The organism is Pseudomonas juntendi (assembly GCF_009932375.1).
Classification (GTDB): domain Bacteria; phylum Pseudomonadota; class Gammaproteobacteria; order Pseudomonadales; family Pseudomonadaceae; genus Aquipseudomonas; species Aquipseudomonas juntendi.
The window spans coordinates 1-14,935 of record NZ_BLJG01000123.1 but is presented as its reverse complement, the minus strand read 5'-3'; the positions used below and the strand labels follow the sequence as shown (position 1 = coordinate 14,935).

Here is a 14,935-nt window from a genome sequence, read left to right as displayed (position 1 = left end):
TCTCAGTTCAGACGCTTGGGATCAAGCGGCCAGCGACCATTACGCCTGCTTGGCTTTGCGCGCTGTCTCGACCAAGCTGTCGAGCCAGTCCTGATGGCCGTTGATCATCGGGTTGGGTTTGGCGTTGTGCAGCTCCTCGGCCGGCTTGCCCTTCTGCGTTTCCTGCGTGAGGATGCGCACGCGCCCGCCGTCCAGGTTCTCGACCAGCCAGGCGTGATGCACATCCAGGCGCGTATCTGTGCCTTCCTCGCCGGACCAGCCGTGCCAGGCCACGCGGCCGGGTTGCCCATCCGCAGGTGCCACGTACTCGTTGCACTGCCCCTCTACCGGGAAGCCGAAGGTCTCGAAATAAAATCGATCGCCGTCGGCCAGTACCGGGCCTTTGCCGCCATGAAAGCGCACGTTAGCCGAGTTGGCGTAGTAGCTTGGCCACAGCGATGGTGTGACGAGTAGCGGCCATACGTCGGCCGCGCTCAAGCCGGCGGCGATGATCTCATTAGAGGCGAAATTCTCAGTAAAGCCCGGCGTGTAGCCTTCGGGCCAGAGGATGGCGTTCTGTTGCTTGCTCATATCGAAGCTCCTTCACAAAATGTCAATGACGCAACAGGGGTGGCTGCGTCATTCAAGTGGTCATAGAGCAATCATGAGCCTCCCTGTGAAATAAGTGAAATCCTAATTTTTTATTTTTGAAATCATATAATTTGATATCAGCGTCTAGGTTCTGCCATCCGCCGACAAGGCTATCTCGCAGCGGTGCTACGAAAGGGTCCGTCTCCAATTGAGCCGGCTGATTGCATATTTGTAGTGCGAGGCAGAGTTGTGCTGAGCATGACGATGAGAGCCATCTTGCCTACTTGTTGTTAGCACAGGAAGTGAACAGCAGTGCTCGTATCCAGCGATGTGCTGGATCGTGATGGGTGCGTTCGTGCCAAGCAGCCGTCTTGGTGAACCCCGGTATCTTCATCGGCGGCAGGGAGATAGCCAGCTTGTCCATACCGGCGACCAAGCGGCTCGGCAAGATCGCGACCATGTCACTGGCACGCAGGATGTCTGGCAAGATCAGAAAGCTCTTGACCGACAGTGTGACGCTTCGTTGTTTGCCCAACTGTTCTAGCGCATCGTCGGTGACGCCGCGGAAACCTCCACCATCGTAGGAAACAAGCGCATGGTCGAGAGCACAGAACTGCTTAACTGTCAGCTTGCGCCCCATAGCCGCTGGATGGTCTTCCCGCAGGACACACACGTAGTGCTCCTTGAATAGCTCTCGGGCATGCAGATTTGGCGGAGTGATCTCTGGCGTCAGGAGGGCTAGATCGATTTGACCGCGCTCAAGCTGGTTCTGTAGCAGTCCGCTCTCGACTGGCACTAATGAGACTCGAACGCGCGGTGCGTGCTGTTTGAGTGCCGATAGAAATGGGACAGCAATGGCACGCAGCGCATAGTCCGTCGCGGCGATGGAGAAGGTCAGTTGTGCGGTGGCCGGGTCGAAAGAAGGTGGCTGGAGCAGCGCGTCGATTTCCGCTAGCACCTGTTTGACAGATATCCCTATGTCTAGCGCCCGCTGCGTCGGAACGATGCCCCGCTGCGCACGCGCGAACAGCGGGTCGCCGAAGCTTTCACGCAGCCGCGCAAGCATGCCGCTCAAGGCCGGTTGGGTTAGTCCAAGACGTGCTGCCGCCCGTGTCACGTTGCGTTCGTCCAACAATACGTCCAGCGCCTTGAGTAAGTTGAGATCCATGCTCTTGATATCTTTCATTCTTATCCAGATTTCAATAAATAATTCTTTCCCATGATATCTAGATTCTGCTCATGAGGGGAGCGAGACCCAGCGAGAATTTTTTTCTGGGCAACCTCTTGGAAACTCCAAATGCGCCATAGGGTGCTTTAGTTTGCGGCGTTTGTCTTCGACTCGCCCCGCCGCTCATTCTTTCTTTTCCCTCGACCGTTGTGCTCAAAACGGTCTTTGACGGGCACCCACGCGGCACCGATCCTCGCTCTATGCGGCACGTTCCTGTGCCGCTTTTGAACGAGGAATCAGTGCAGGGAAATCGGAGGCCAGTCAATGCAAGCTCAGGGCGTACTGTTCGGGCAGATCGCCGCCGTATTCGGCATCGTGATCGCCGGCGTGTGGGGTGCAACGCAATGGACAGCCGCCGCCCTGGGCTATCAACTACGCCTTGGCTCGCCATGGTTCGACTTCTTTGGAACCCCGGTCTATCACCCTTGGCGGCTGTTCGAGTGGTGGTTCTTCTTTGATGCCTACGCGCCGCACGTCTTCGATATCGGCGGGGCCATCGCGGGTGGAAGTGGTCTGGTGGCCGTGGTGGTCGCCATCGCCATGTCGGTGTGGCGCTCGCGGCAAGCGCGCCTTGTCACCACCTACGGTTCGGCACGCTGGGCCGATGCGGAAGACATACGCAAAGCTGGGCTGATCCAGCCCGACGGGGTTTTCCTCGGGCTGCATCGCGGCCAGTACCTCCGCCATGAAGGCCCGGAACACGTCCTGACCTTCGCACCAACGCGCTCGGGCAAGGGTGTGGGCCTGGTCGTTCCCACCTTGTTGAGTTGGCCCGCATCCGTCGTCGTTCACGACATCAAAGGCGAGAACTGGACGCTCACCGCAGGCTGGCGTTCGCGGTTTAGCCACTGCCTCCTGTTCAACCCCACGGATGCGCAGTCGGCAGCCTACAACCCGCTGCTGGAAGTGAGGCGCGGCGCGCACGAAGTGCGCGACGTGCAGAACGTGGCCGACATTCTTGTCGATCCCGATGGCGCACTCGAACGCCGGAACCATTGGGAAAAGACCAGTCACGCGCTGTTGGTCGGCGCCATCCTGCATGTGCTGTACGCAGGCGAGGACAAGACGCTGCGCGGCGTCGCCAACTTCCTCAGCGACCCGGCGTGTCCGTTCGAGCTGACGCTGCACCGGATGATGACGACGAAGCACCTGGGCGATGCGCCTCACCCGGTTGTCGCATCCGCTGCCCGCGAAGTGCTTAACAAGTCGGACAACGAGCGATCGGGCGTGCTCTCCACCGCCATGTCGTTTCTCGGCCTGTACCGCGACCCGACCGTGGCCGAAGTCACATCGCGCTGCGATTGGCGCATCGCCGACCTGATTTCCGCCGAGCACCCGGTATCGCTCTATCTGGTGGTGCCGCCCTCCGACATAAGCCGCACCAAGCCGCTGATCCGGCTCATCTTGAACCAGATCGGGCGGCGGCTGACCGAATCGCTCGACGGCAGCGATGGCATCGCGCGCCGGCACAAGCTGCTGCTGATGCTGGACGAGTTTCCGGCGCTGGGCCGCCTCGATTTTTTCGAGTCCGCGCTTGCCTTCATGGCCGGGTACGGCATCCGCAGCTTTCTCATCGCTCAAAGCCTGAACCAGATCGACAAGGCGTATGGGCAGAACCATTCCATCCTCGACAACTGCCATGTCCGGGTGACTTTCGCCACCAACGACGAAAGGACGGCGAAAAGGATTTCAGAAACCCTCGGCACCGCCACCGAGCTTCGCGCGCAGCGCAACTACGCCGGCCACCGGCTCGCTCCGTGGCTGGGGCACCTGATGGTGTCGCGTCAGGAAACTGCACGGCCGCTGTTGACGCCCGGCGAGGTGATGCAGCTTCCACCTGATGACGCCGTGGTCATGGTGTCCAGCGTCGCCCCGATCCGCGCGAAGAAGCTGCGCTACTACGCCGACGCCAATTTCAAGAATCGCGTCCTGCCACCGCCCGCGCTCGTAGCCGGGAGGTACGCCGACGCGCCGCCAGCCCGCCCCGACGACTGGAGCGGCTTGGCGATCCCGGCCGTACCTGCGGCGCCGGCCTCGGCATCCGCCGATGGCCTGGGCGGCACCGATGACGGCGGCCCACGCCGCCAGCCCGAACTCTCCGAAACCGTCGCCTACGACCCCGAGCCGGACGCACATGCGAACGACCTGGCGCTGCTCGATGACGACGACCTGGCGCTGCCGCTTCCCGGCCAGCTCGACCCGGCCATGCAGCGCACGGCCCGGCTGGCTTCCCTCGACCCCAACGACGGAATCGACCTATGAGCCAATACCGCCTCAATCTTTTCATCCAGCCCGAGCACGCCCAGCGCCTGGACGAACTGGCCGCCAAGAAAGGCGTGTCCAAGTCGTCCATCGTCGCAGCGGCCTTGGCGTCCTGGCTGTCGCCCGATGCTGGCGACCAGCGCGAGGCCGCCATTGCCAAGCGGTTGGATCGACTGTCGCGGCAGACCGAACGCCTGGAGCGCGACCAGAACATCCAGATCGAAACGCTGGCGCTGTTCATCCGCTACTTCCTGACCGTCAGCACGCCGGTGCCCGAAGCCCATCAGGATGCGGCACGCGCCCAGGGCAAGGTGCGCTTCGAGCAGTTCGTCGAACAGTTGGGTCGCCACCTTCTGCGTGGCCGCAGTCTGGTGCGCGACGTGGTGGAGGAACTGCACCCCGATCCGATGCAGATGGATGACGCAGCAGCGATGGCCTCCGCCCATGAACGAACTGCGGAGCGTGCGTCATGAGTGCCGTTCCACAGATCCAGCCCGAACCTCGCTCATCCGCAGCAGCGTCCCAGGATCGCCGCATCCAGATGCTGCGCACTGCAATGGGGCCGCTGATCGCCGCTGCGCTCGAAGACCCGGATGTGGTGGAAATCATGCTCAACCCCGATCGCACCCTGTGGGTGGATCGGCTGTCGTCGGGTCGCTCGCCGCTGGGCGTGGAGATGCCCGAGGCCGATGGTGAACGCATCATCCGCCTGGTCGCCGCGCATGTCGGCGCGGAGGTGCATCGCGGCCAGCCGCTCTTGACCGCCGAGTTGCCGGAAACCGGCGAGCGTTTCGAGGGCATCCTGCCTCCGGCCGCCCCGGGGCCAGCCTTCGCGCTACGCAAGCGGGCCGTGAGCATCATCGGCCTGGATCGCTACGTGGCCGACGGCATCCTGACCGCCGGGCAGGCCGAGTTCCTGCGCCGCGCCGTGCGCGAGCGGCAGAACATCCTAATCGCCGGCGGCACCAGCACCGGCAAGACCACGCTGGCGAACGCGCTGCTGGCCGAGATCGCCGCCACAGGCGACCGCGTGCTGGTGCTCGAAGACACCATCGAGCTGCAATGCGCGGCCCGCGACCATGTGCCGCTGCGCACCCGCGCCGGCGTCGTCACCATGACCGAGCTGGTGCGGGCCACGATGCGCCTGCGGCCTGACCGCGTGATCGTCGGCGAGGTGCGCGGCGGCGAAGCCCTCGACCTCATCAAAGTGTGGGGCACCGGCCACCCCGGCGGCATTGCGACCATCCATGCCGGCTCCGCGCTGGGCGCGTTGCTGCGCCTCGAACAGTTGATTCTCGAAGTCGCTGTGAATCCGCCGCGGGCGCTGATCGCCGAGGCGGTCAACGTCGTCATCAACATCGCCGGACGCGGCCGCAAGCGCCACGTCGAAACCATCGCCCGTGTCGTCGGCTTCGACGGCACCGGCTATCGCCTGGCGGACGCACTGGAAACGCCGTTTCCCGAGCTGACGCCGGTTCCTCTCGCAGCCGACGCCGCTGCACATTCCCGTCCCCCAACCAACTTGGAGAACTGCCATGACGCACGTTGATTCTTTCCGCTTTTCCGTAAATCCGCTTCCTCGCCTGTCCGGCCTGGCGCGGCTGCGCAGCCTCACCCGCCCTGCGAGGCAGGGGCTGCTGCTGGCCGCGCTGCTGCTGTTGCTGGCCGGAACGGCGCAAGCCGCCGGTTCCTCGATGCCGTGGGAGGGGCCCTTGCAGTCGATTCTGGAGTCGATCCAGGGGCCGGTGGCACGCATCGTCGCGGTCATCATCATCATCGCCACGGGCCTGGCGCTGGCCTTCGGCGACACCAGCGGCGGCTTTCGCAAGCTGATCCAGATCGTGTTCGGGTTGAGCATCGCGTTCGCCGCTTCCTCGTTCTTCCTGTCGTTCTTCTCGTTCTCCGGCGGGGCCGTCGTATGAGTACGGCCAGCGACCTTCCAGGCTTCGAGGTGCCGCTGCATCGCTCGCTGACCGAGCCAATCCTGCTGGGCGGCGCGCCGCGCACCGTGGCAATTGCCAACGGCACGCTGGCCGCCGCCGTCGGGCTGGGCCTGCAACTGTGGATTCCCGGCGTGGTGCTCTGGATCGTCGGCCACTCGCTGGCCGTATGGGGTGCGCGCGTCGATCCGCAGTTCATGCAGGTCTTCGCGCGGCATATCAAACACCGCCCGCTTCTGGACGTGTGAGGGGAGGACGCCATGCTGAACCTTGCCGAATATCGTCAGCGCCCGGCCTTGCTTGCCGACTGGCTGCCCTGGGCCGGGCTGGTCGCGCCGGGCGTTGTGCTGAACAAAGATGGTTCGTTTCAACGCACGTTCCAGTTTCGCGGCCCCGACTTGGACAGTGCGACACAGGGCGAGCTGATTGCCACGTCGGCGCGGCAGAACAACGCGCTTCGCCGTACCGGGTCTGGCTGGGCCTTCTATATCGAGGCCGAGCGGATGCGGGCATCGAGCTATCCGCAATCCTCCTTTCCCGAACCACTGTCCTGGCTGGTGGATGAGGAGCGACGCGCGGCGTTCGAGGAGTCGGATGGCCATTTCGAGAGCGTCTATCACTTCACGTTGCAACACCTACCGCCGCAAGAGTCTCGCGCCCGTGCGGCTGGGATGCTGTACGAGAAACGGCCCACTGAGGGTGTGGACTGGCGTGGTCGGCTTGATTCCTTCGTGGCAGAGACCGATCGCGTGTTCGACCTGCTCGATGGTGTGATGCCGGAGATTGCCTGGCTGGACGATAGCCAGACGCTGACCTACCTGCATGCCACAGTCTCCACCCGGCGCTATCGCGTCGGCGTGCCCGACGTGCCGTTCCATATCGACGCACTGCTTGCCGATGCCGCGCTGGTCGGCGGCCTGGCGCCCATGCTGGGCGATCAGCACCTGCGCGTGGTGTCGGTACGAGGCTTCCCGACCTCGACCTGGCCGGGGATCTTGGACGACCTCAACCGCCTGGGCTTTGCGTATCGCTGGAGTACGCGCTTCCTGTGCCTGGACAAAGCCGAGGCGGAACGGGAATTGGGGCGCTTGCGGCGCCAATGGTTCGCCAAGCGCAAGAACGTCATCGCGCTGCTGCGCGAAACGATCTTTCAGCAGGAAAGCCCGCTGGTCGATACCGATGCCAGCAACAAGGCCGCCGACGCCGATGCCGCCTTGCAGGAGCTGGGCAGCGATCAAGTCGCCTTCGGCTACCTCACCGCCACGGTGACGGTGCTCGACGCCGACCCGGCCGTGGCCGACGAGAAGCTGCGCATGGTGGAGCGCGTCATCCAGGGCCGGGGTTTCGTGACCATCCCCGAAACCCTCAACGCAGTCGATGCCTGGCTGTCGTCCGTCCCCGGCAACGCATACGCGAACGTGCGTCAGCCCATCGTTTCGACGCTGAACCTGGCGCACATGATGCCGATGTCAGCGGTATGGGCTGGGCCGGAGAAGAACGAACACCTCGATGGCCCGCCGCTGATCGTCACCCGCACCGATGGCGCGACGCCGTTCCGGCTGGTGACGCACATCGGCGACGTGGGGCACACCCTTGTCGCCGGGCCGACCGGCATGGGCAAGTCGGTGCTGCTCGCCATCTTGGCCATGCAGTTCCGGCGCTACTTCGGCTCGCGGATCTTCGCCTTCGACATGGGCCGCTCGATGCGCGCCACCATCTTCGGCCTTGGCGGTGAGCACTATGACCTCGGCGCCGATGGCGGCATCGCCTTCCAGCCACTCGCGCGAATTGCCCACGAGGGCTACCGCACCTGGGCCGCCGAATGGGTGGAGGGCCGGCTGCTGCACGAAGGCGTGACGGTCGGCCCGGACGAGAAGGCTGCCATCTGGTCGGCGCTGAGAAGCCTTGCCGGTGCGCCGGTGGAGCAGCGCACCATGACCGGCTTGTCGGTGTTATTGCAGTTTAACGCGCTGCGCCAAGCGCTCGCGCCCTATGTGCTGGGCGGCGCACACGGCAAGCTGCTGGACGCTGACCACGACCGGCTGGGCATGGCCGACGTGCAGGGCTTCGAGATGGAAGAACTGATGCACAGCCCGGCCGCCGTGCAAGCGGTGCTGCGCTACCTGTTCGCCCGCTTCGACGAACGTTTCGACGGCGCGCCCACGCTGTTGATCCTCGATGAAGCGTGGCTGTTCCTCAATGAGCCGTCCTTCGCGGCCCGCATCCGGCAATGGCTCAAGACGCTCAGAAAAAAGAACGTCAGCGTCATCTTCGCCACGCAGTCGCTGGCCGACATCAAGGACTCGACCATCGCGCCAGCCATCATCGAAAGCTGCGCGAGCAGGATCTTCTTACCTAACCCGCAGGCCACCGAGCCGCAGATTCGCACGATCTACGAAGGCTTCGGCTTGAGCAGCCGCCAGATTGAGATCGTGGCGACCGCCCAGCCCAAGCGCGATTACTACTACCAGTCGCGCCTCGGCAATCGCCTGTTCGACCTCGACCTGGGGCCTGTCGCGCTCGCATTCGCGAGCGCATCCACCCCTCAAGACCAACGCGACATTGACCGCGTGCTGACGCAGGCCGGCGCTCCCGGCTTCGCCGGCGCGTGGCTGCGCCATCGCGGCCTCGGCTGGGCCGCCGACCTGCTGCCGTCCGCTCCGGCGGCAGCTTCCTTTCTCGCTTCTCAACCGCTGGAGGTTTCGCCATGATGACCAAGCCCCGTTTGCTCTCTGTCTCACTCGCTGCTGTGCTGTCGGTATCGCTGTTGGCCGTGCAGCCCGCATCCGCGCTGACGGTGTTCGACCCGTCCAACTTCGTGCAGAACACGCTGACCGCCGTGCGCACGCTGGAACAGATCAACAACCAGATCAACCAGCTCCAGAACGAGGCGCAGATGTTGATGAACCAGGCCAGGAACCTGGCAAATCTCGACTTCAACATCGTCAACCGCCTGCGCTCGACGCTCGCCACCACCGAGCGCCTGATCGCCGAGGCGCGCGGCTTGGCCTACGACGTGCAGAGCATGGATGCCACGTTCGCCCGCCTGTACCCGGAACAGTACGCCTCCACCATCAGCGGCGACCGCATGGCACAGGATGCCCGCGAACGCTGGCAGAACACCTTGAACGGCCTGCACACCGCGATGCGGATGCAGGCGCAGGTGTCGCAGAACCTCGCCCAAGACGAAAGCGCGCTGGCCGACCTCGTGAGCCAGAGCCAGTCGGCCACCGGCGCGCTGCAAGCGATGCAGGCGACGAACCAGCTCCTGGCTTTGCAGGCCAAGCAGTCGATCCAGGCGCAGCAGCTCCAGATCACGCAAGACCGGGCCGCTTCGCTGGAACTGGCGCGGCAAGCGGCGGCTATGGAGCGCGCCCGCGAAGTGCGGCGGCGCTTCCTCGGCACCGGCACGCCGTACACGCCGCAGTCCGTCAACTTCTACAACAACTGACCGGAGGCGGCCATGCGATGCGCTTCCGTCCTGCTGGCCGTGCTGCTGACCGCGTGCGGCCAGCAGCCGGCCGAGAACCTGGCCGACGCCCTGGCCGCAGATCCGGTGCGGCTCAAGGCGTTGCGCGGGCAATGCGCGGTCGACCGGCAGGCCATGGGCGAGGATGCCTGCCGCGCCGCCGCCGAAGCCTTCCGGCGGCGCTTCTTCGCCGGCCATACCGGGCCGGATGAATACAACTCGCTGGCTGAACTCCCGCCGATTCCGCCGAGCTTCGATACGCCCGCAGATGAATTGCCAGAGGGCGCCGTTCCGCTCACTCCGCCCGAGGATTCGCCATGAACGACGTGACCATCATCGACCGTTTCCTCGATACGTTCTCGCGCTACATCGACTCGGGCTTCGGCTTATTGCAGGGCGAAGTGGCATTTCTCACCGCCACGCTCATCGTCATCGACATGACGATCGCTGGCCTGTATTGGGCCATGAGCCACGCCACCGGCCAGGGCGACGACGTGATCGCCAAGCTGCTGCGCAAGGTGCTCTATGTCGGCGCGTTCGCCTACATCATCGGCAACTTCAACTGGCTGGCGAGCATCGTGTTCCGCTCGTTCGCCGGCTTGGGAATCACCGCTACCGGCTCGGCCATCACGATGGAGAACTTTCTTCAGCCGGGCCGGCTGGCGAAGACCGGCATCGACGCAGCCGCGCCGATTCTGGAACAGATCGGGGACATGGCTGGGTTCCCCGAGGTGTTCGTGAACATCGACCCTATCGTGGTTCTGTTCATCGCCTGGCTGGTGGTGATCCTCTGCTTCTTCGTGCTGGCCGTACAGCTTTTCATCACGCTGATCGAGTTCAAACTGACTACGCTCGCCGGCTTCGTCTTGATCCCGTTTGCACTCTGGAACAAGACCTCGTTCCTCGCGGAAAAGGTGCTAGGCAACGTGGTGTCGTCAGGCATCAAGGTCTTGGTGCTGGCCGTCATCGTCGGCATTGGTTCCGGGCTGTTTGCCGAGTTCCAGGTACATCCCGACGAACCATCAATCGACCACGCGCTGGTCGTGATGCTGGCCTCGCTCGCGCTGCTGGCGCTGGGCATTTTCGGCCCCGGTATCGCCACCGGCCTGGTGTCCGGTGCGCCACAGCTTGGTGCGGGCGCGATGGCTGGTGCTGCGGTCGGGGCTGTCGGCACCGGCGTTGCCATCGGAGCCGCCGCAACGGGAGTGGGCGGCGCCGTCATGGCTGGGGCACGAATGGCCCCGGCGGCCGCAAAGCTGGCCGGTGCCGGCGCGCGTGCCGCGACTTCGGCGGCCGGCAGTGCCCGATCGGCGTTCCAGGCCGGTTCCGCTGCGGCCGGCGGCGGTGCCAAGGGCGCGGCGGCTGGCCTCGGCAATGTCGCCAAGACCGGCGCACAAGCCGCAGGCCGCAGCGTCACCTCTGGTGCTTCCGCTGTTGGGCAGAAGGTGGCCGACTCCTTCCGCGCTGGCTGGAACGGCACAGAAGCCGGCAGCGACGGTGCTGGCCGCGGCCAGACCGCAGACGGCACCGCAGGCTCGCAGAAGCAAGAGCAACCGGCCTGGGCCAAGCGGATGCACCGCCGCCAGCAGGCTACCCATGCCGCGACCACTGCCGCCCACACGCTGCGCGGGGGCGACGGCGGCGGCTCCGGGCAAGGCCCGAGCCTGCGGGATTCCGATACCTAACCTTCAAGGAGAACACCCATGCGATTCAAACGACCGCAGGTGCGCTACGCCGATACGCCGCAGCCTGCCACCCCGTATCAAGCCGCCGCCCAGGTGTGGGACGACCGTATCGGCTCCGCCCGCGTGCAGGCGAAGAATTGGCGCCTGATGGCCTTCGGCTGTCTAGTGCTCGCGCTGTTGATGGCCGGCGGCCTGGTGTGGCGCTCGGCGCAGTCCATCGTGACGCCCTATGTCATCGAGGTCGATCAGGCCGGGCAGGTGCGCGCTGTAGGTAAGGCCGCTACGCCGTATCGGCCCGGCGACGCGCAGATCGCGCACCACCTGGCGCGCTTCGTGACGCTGGTTCGCTCGCTGTCCATCGACCCCATCGTGGTGCGGCAGAACTGGCTCGATGCCTACGACTACACCACCGACAAGGGCGCGGCGGTGCTCAACGACTACGCCCGCACCAATGACCCATTCGCCCGCATCGGCAAGGAATCGGTAACGGTGCAAATCACCAGCGTGGTTCGCGCCAGCGACACGTCTTTCAACGTGCGCTGGACAGAGCAGCGCTATGTCAACGGTGCGCCCGCCGGCACCGAACGCTGGAACGCCGTGCTTTCGACCGTCCTGCAAACCCCGCGTACTGAACAGCGCTTGCGCAAGAACCCATTGGGTATCTACGTCAACGGCCTGTCATGGAGCCGCGAACTGGATTCTTCCGAAGGAGCCAAACCATGAAACTTCGTTTCTGCCTTTACGTTTTTCCTTTGACGCTGCTGGCCCTCGCGGGCTGCGCCTCGCAGGGCAAGCCGCCGCCGTCCATCTCGCTCGACGAGCCGGTGCTGGCCCAGCCATTGCCCGAACCGCCCAAGCCCGTCGAAGTCGTCGCCGTCCCTGAACCGCTGGCGCTGCCGGCGCAGTTGAAGCCGCTGCCGGAACTCGATGAGGCCCCCGTTGCGCCGGAGCCGGCCGACGAAAAGGTGCGCGTTTCCCGTGCCAATGCAGAAGCGCGTATCGCGCCTACCCGTGAGGGCTACGTCAACGCGATTCAGGTGTGGCCGTTCACCGATGGCGCGCTTTATCAGGTCTATGCGTCGCCGGGGCGCGTGACGGTGGTTTCGCTTCAACCGGGCGAGGAACTGGTGACGGTCGCCGCCGGCGATACCGTGCGCTGGATCGTGGGCGACACGTCCAGCGGCGGCGGGGCCGATCTGCGCGTCAATGTGCTGGTCAAGCCCATCCGTTCCGGCCTGAAAACCAATCTCGTCATCACCACCAGTCGGCGCACCTACCTGCTGGAGCTGACCTCGACCGAGAAGGCATGGATGGCGTCGGTATCCTGGGACTACCCGAAAGACCGGATGCTCGCGTTGCAGCGCCAGGCGCAGGCTGCGCAGGCGACAACGCCTGTCGATACGGGCCTGTCGCTGGACAAGATCCGCTTCCGCTACGCGGTATCGGGCAGCAACCCGCCGTGGAAGCCGCTACGCGCCTTCGATGATGGAGAGAAGGTCTATATCCAGTTTCCGGCGGGCATCGCCCAGGGCGAGTTGCCGCCGCTGTTTGTCATCGGCGCGCAGGGCGACGGGCAATTGGTGAACTACCGTTTCCGCGCGCCGTACTACGTCGTGGATCGCCTGTTCGGCGCGGCCGAACTGCGGCTGGGCGGCGACGGCGGCGACGTGGTGCGGATCGAGCGCACCGATGGCGTTGCGCGGAGGAACTGACCATGAGCCAGGATGACACTCCCGACCTTGCCGCGCCGCAGGCGGCGGGCAAGATCGCTCCCGAGGCGGTCGCGCTTCGCGCCCAGCCGCGCCCGGTCACGCGCCTGAATCGGCGCACGCTGGCCATCCTCGCCGGCGTCCTGGCGGTGGCCGTGCTCGGCGCGGTGATGTGGTCGCTGCAACCTCAGCGGCGCGGTGCGGGCGAGCAGACCGAGCTTTACAACGTCGATCGTGTCTCGAAGTCTGAAGGACTGGATGCGCTGCCGACGGACTACTCCAAGCTGCCGCCGGCGTTGCCGCCTGCCGTTCCCGAACTGGGGCCGCCGCTGCCGGGCGATCTTGGCCCGGCCATCGTGAAGTCGCAGCAGCCGGCGACGGCCGCCTACGCGGCCCCCGGCCACGACCCGAACGATGCTCTGCGCAAAGAAGCCGAAGCGGCCGCGGCCTCGTCCGTGTTCTTCCGCTCGGGAGGGCAGAATGCGGCGCCGGTGGCGCAGACACAGGTGGCCGCTGCGCCGGGCTTCGCCGCCAATGCGGTGTTTGACCCGCTGGCGGCCGGGCCGGTCTCCACGGCGGCCCAGCCTGCTGACCCGACAGCGGTGCAAAACCGGCAAGACCATAAAGAGGCTTTCTTGAAAGGTGGCTCCACTGAAACCCGTAATTCCGGCAATCTGACCCTGCCAACTTCGCCGTATCAGGTCATGGCCGGAACGGTGGTCGCAGGTGCCTTGGTGACGGGGATTAAGTCGGACTTGCCCGGCGACGTGATCGCCACGGTGACGGAGCCGGTCTATGACACAGCCTCCGGGCGCTTCCTGCTGATTCCGCAGGGTTCGCGCATCCTGGGCAAATACAACAGCCAGGTCAGCTACGGGCAGAGCCGCGTTCAAGTCGTCTGGAACCGGATCATCCTGCCGGACACGTCTTCGCTCACGCTCGACAACCTGGCCGGCACCGACCCAGCCGGCTATGCCGGGCTGGAGGACGATGTGGACTACCACTGGGGCCGCATCTTTGCCGGTGCGGCACTCACCACGCTGCTGGGCGTCGGTGCCGAGCTGGCCGCGCCGGAGAACCGGCAGGATGGTGATCGCGTCATCATCGCTGGGCGCGACAGCGCGCAGGACAGCATCAATCAGGTCGGCCAGGAGATGACCCGGCGCAACCTCAACATCCAGCCGACCTTAACGCAACGGCCGGGCCTGCCGGTTCGCATCATCGTCAACCGGGATCTGGTGCTGCGGCGGTACCAGCCGCTGTTCTTCAACCGGGGGACTTCACGATGAGCACGACCAAGAAGCTGCGGCTCGGCCCGCTGCCGAAGACCGAGAGCACCAAGCTGACTTTCGTTTGCCCGACCAGCTTGAAAGCCGACCTCGACCGCTACGCCGCGCTACACGCGCAGGCGTATGGCGAGGCCGTTGATGCGGCGACGCTGATCCCGCATATGCTGGAAGCGTTCATGGCGGGGGATCGAGGATTCAGGAAGGGCACGGCGACCCGCAGCACACCACCGAAGCCGCCATGATTGCACCGCATGCTATTCAACGGCATCCATCGAACGCGCAGCCCAGGCTGCGCGTTCTTCATTCTGGATGCCGCCGAGCCTGTTGGGCTATGATGATGCGACAGGCCCGCCGTTCCTCGGCAATCCAGCACTACACAGTGCGATGCGGCTTTCTCTCCCAACGCTCCTATGTCGCTCCTAGCCGACAACGCCGCTCTTCTTCTAAGCGGCCCCGAAAGGAGCTAACCTACTGTCCCATATACGGTTTCAAGTCCTTCTTGATTTGCGCGAAAGACTTGACACCGGCACTTTTTTGTGCCTGCTCGAAATGAAGAGTTTCAGCTGCATGGGTTCGCGGCCTCACTGCCCAGTGGGCTGATGGACAATTGCGCGCATTGGCCTTTATCCACATTGCAAAAGCGCCAGGTGCGGGGCGGCGTTGGTGGTTGCGCAAGCGCTTGCAACAGTTGCTGTTCCATCAGGCGACAGGCATCCGGGCCAGAAAACATGAAGGTGACGGGCTCGCCTGGCAACCCCTCCTGCGGCATGGCAGCGAGGGCTT

At 64.7% G+C, this 14,935-nt stretch carries 14 protein-coding genes and 2 pseudogenes; 13 read left to right on the top strand and 3 right to left on the bottom strand.

Going from position 1 to position 14,935, the window contains the following annotated elements; genetic code table 11:
- Window positions 1–39 precede the first annotated feature (39 nt).
- Window positions 40–570, bottom strand: coding sequence for an SRPBCC family protein (locus tag GYA94_RS17090; RefSeq protein WP_016487823.1), 531 nt, complete (start codon window positions 568–570; stop codon window positions 40–42).
- A 280-nt stretch (window positions 571–850) separates the two neighbouring features.
- Complete coding sequence (locus tag GYA94_RS17085; protein ID WP_006378991.1) at window positions 851–1,756, bottom strand: LysR family transcriptional regulator; 906 nt, start codon at window positions 1,754–1,756, stop codon at window positions 851–853.
- A 306-nt stretch (window positions 1,757–2,062) separates the two neighbouring features.
- Here GYA94_RS17085 and GYA94_RS17080 point away from each other — a divergent pair, with 306 nt between their 5' ends.
- The 13 genes and pseudogenes from GYA94_RS17080 to GYA94_RS17020 all read left to right on the top strand — a co-directional run bounded on the left by GYA94_RS17080 (window position 2,063) and on the right by GYA94_RS17020 (window position 14,394).
- Entirely contained in the window at window positions 2,063–4,060 is a 1,998-nt protein-coding gene (locus GYA94_RS17080) for a conjugal transfer protein TraG (protein ID WP_016487822.1), read from the top strand.
- Window positions 4,057–4,533, top strand: coding sequence for a CopG family transcriptional regulator (locus GYA94_RS17075; protein WP_006378865.1), 477 nt, complete (start codon window positions 4,057–4,059; stop codon window positions 4,531–4,533). Before GYA94_RS17080 ends, GYA94_RS17075 begins: the two co-directional genes overlap by 4 nt.
- Window positions 4,530–5,599, top strand: a pseudogene (gene trbB, locus GYA94_RS17070) (P-type conjugative transfer ATPase TrbB). Before GYA94_RS17075 ends, trbB begins: the two are co-directional and overlap by 4 nt.
- On the top strand, window positions 5,596–5,982 hold the full coding sequence (locus GYA94_RS17065; RefSeq protein WP_006378803.1) for a TrbC/VirB2 family type IV secretion system protein: 387 nt from the start codon (window positions 5,596–5,598) through the stop codon (window positions 5,980–5,982). Before trbB ends, GYA94_RS17065 begins: the two are co-directional and overlap by 4 nt.
- Entirely contained in the window at window positions 5,979–6,248 is a 270-nt protein-coding gene (locus tag GYA94_RS17060; RefSeq protein ID WP_006378802.1) for a VirB3 family type IV secretion system protein, read from the top strand. Before GYA94_RS17065 ends, GYA94_RS17060 begins: the two co-directional genes overlap by 4 nt.
- A 12-nt stretch (window positions 6,249–6,260) precedes the next feature.
- Window positions 6,261–8,711: a conjugal transfer protein TrbE gene (gene trbE, locus GYA94_RS17055; RefSeq protein WP_161892755.1), complete on the top strand. Its 2,451-nt coding sequence runs from the start codon at window positions 6,261–6,263 to the stop codon at window positions 8,709–8,711.
- Window positions 8,711–9,451, top strand: a complete 741-nt coding sequence (gene trbJ, locus GYA94_RS17050; protein WP_445012300.1) for a P-type conjugative transfer protein TrbJ — start codon at window positions 8,711–8,713, stop codon at window positions 9,449–9,451. The genes trbE and trbJ overlap by 1 nt, the downstream gene beginning before the upstream one ends.
- Before the next feature lie 12 nt (window positions 9,452–9,463).
- Window positions 9,464–9,790 (top strand): hypothetical protein, encoded by a 327-nt coding sequence (locus GYA94_RS17045; RefSeq protein ID WP_006378798.1) that lies wholly within the window; start codon window positions 9,464–9,466, stop codon window positions 9,788–9,790.
- Window positions 9,787–11,154, top strand: a complete 1,368-nt coding sequence (gene trbL, locus GYA94_RS17040; protein WP_006378795.1) for a P-type conjugative transfer protein TrbL — start codon at window positions 9,787–9,789, stop codon at window positions 11,152–11,154. Before GYA94_RS17045 ends, trbL begins: the two co-directional genes overlap by 4 nt.
- Window positions 11,155–11,172: 18 nt before the next feature.
- Entirely contained in the window at window positions 11,173–11,877 is a 705-nt protein-coding gene (gene trbF / locus GYA94_RS17035; protein ID WP_006378793.1) for a conjugal transfer protein TrbF, read from the top strand.
- Window positions 11,874–12,866, top strand: coding sequence for a P-type conjugative transfer protein TrbG (gene trbG / locus GYA94_RS17030; protein WP_016487821.1), 993 nt, complete (start codon window positions 11,874–11,876; stop codon window positions 12,864–12,866). Before trbF ends, trbG begins: the two co-directional genes overlap by 4 nt.
- A 2-nt stretch (window positions 12,867–12,868) precedes the next feature.
- A complete protein-coding gene (locus GYA94_RS17025; RefSeq protein ID WP_016487820.1) occupies window positions 12,869–14,152 on the top strand; it encodes a TraB/TrbI/VirB10 family type IV secretion system protein in 1,284 nt (427 codons plus the stop codon).
- The gene (locus GYA94_RS17020; RefSeq protein WP_006378741.1) at window positions 14,149–14,394 is read left to right on the top strand and encodes a DUF2274 domain-containing protein; all 246 of its coding nucleotides are present in this window, start codon (window positions 14,149–14,151) and stop codon (window positions 14,392–14,394) included. The genes GYA94_RS17025 and GYA94_RS17020 overlap by 4 nt, the downstream gene beginning before the upstream one ends.
- 317 nt (window positions 14,395–14,711) lie before the next feature.
- Here GYA94_RS17020 and GYA94_RS28250 read toward each other — a convergent pair.
- Window positions 14,712–14,935 (bottom strand): annotated as a pseudogene (locus tag GYA94_RS28250) (hypothetical protein); the annotation flags it as partial.

What these genes read in the sequence shown, in the direction of transcription:
- GYA94_RS17065 (WP_006378803.1), top strand. Translation starts at nt 5,596, where the DNA reads ATGACGCACGTTGATTCTTTCCGCTTTTCCGTAAATCCGCTTCCTCGC.
- GYA94_RS17080 (WP_016487822.1), top strand. Translation starts at nt 2,063, where the DNA reads ATGCAAGCTCAGGGCGTACTGTTCGGGCAGATCGCCGCCGTATTCGGC.
- trbJ (WP_445012300.1), top strand. Translation starts at nt 8,711, where the DNA reads ATGACCAAGCCCCGTTTGCTCTCTGTCTCACTCGCTGCTGTGCTGTCG.
- GYA94_RS17045 (WP_006378798.1), top strand. Translation starts at nt 9,464, where the DNA reads ATGCGATGCGCTTCCGTCCTGCTGGCCGTGCTGCTGACCGCGTGCGGC.
- GYA94_RS17060 (WP_006378802.1), top strand. Translation starts at nt 5,979, where the DNA reads ATGAGTACGGCCAGCGACCTTCCAGGCTTCGAGGTGCCGCTGCATCGC.
- trbG (WP_016487821.1), top strand. Translation starts at nt 11,874, where the DNA reads ATGAAACTTCGTTTCTGCCTTTACGTTTTTCCTTTGACGCTGCTGGCC.
- GYA94_RS17090 (WP_016487823.1), bottom strand. Translation starts at nt 570, where the DNA reads ATGAGCAAGCAACAGAACGCCATCCTCTGGCCCGAAGGCTACACGCCG.
- trbF (WP_006378793.1), top strand. Translation starts at nt 11,173, where the DNA reads ATGCGATTCAAACGACCGCAGGTGCGCTACGCCGATACGCCGCAGCCT.
- trbL (WP_006378795.1), top strand. Translation starts at nt 9,787, where the DNA reads ATGAACGACGTGACCATCATCGACCGTTTCCTCGATACGTTCTCGCGC.
- GYA94_RS17020 (WP_006378741.1), top strand. Translation starts at nt 14,149, where the DNA reads ATGAGCACGACCAAGAAGCTGCGGCTCGGCCCGCTGCCGAAGACCGAG.
- trbE (WP_161892755.1), top strand. Translation starts at nt 6,261, where the DNA reads ATGCTGAACCTTGCCGAATATCGTCAGCGCCCGGCCTTGCTTGCCGAC.
- GYA94_RS17075 (WP_006378865.1), top strand. Translation starts at nt 4,057, where the DNA reads ATGAGCCAATACCGCCTCAATCTTTTCATCCAGCCCGAGCACGCCCAG.
- GYA94_RS17085 (WP_006378991.1), bottom strand. Translation starts at nt 1,756, where the DNA reads ATGAAAGATATCAAGAGCATGGATCTCAACTTACTCAAGGCGCTGGAC.
- GYA94_RS17025 (WP_016487820.1), top strand. Translation starts at nt 12,869, where the DNA reads ATGAGCCAGGATGACACTCCCGACCTTGCCGCGCCGCAGGCGGCGGGC.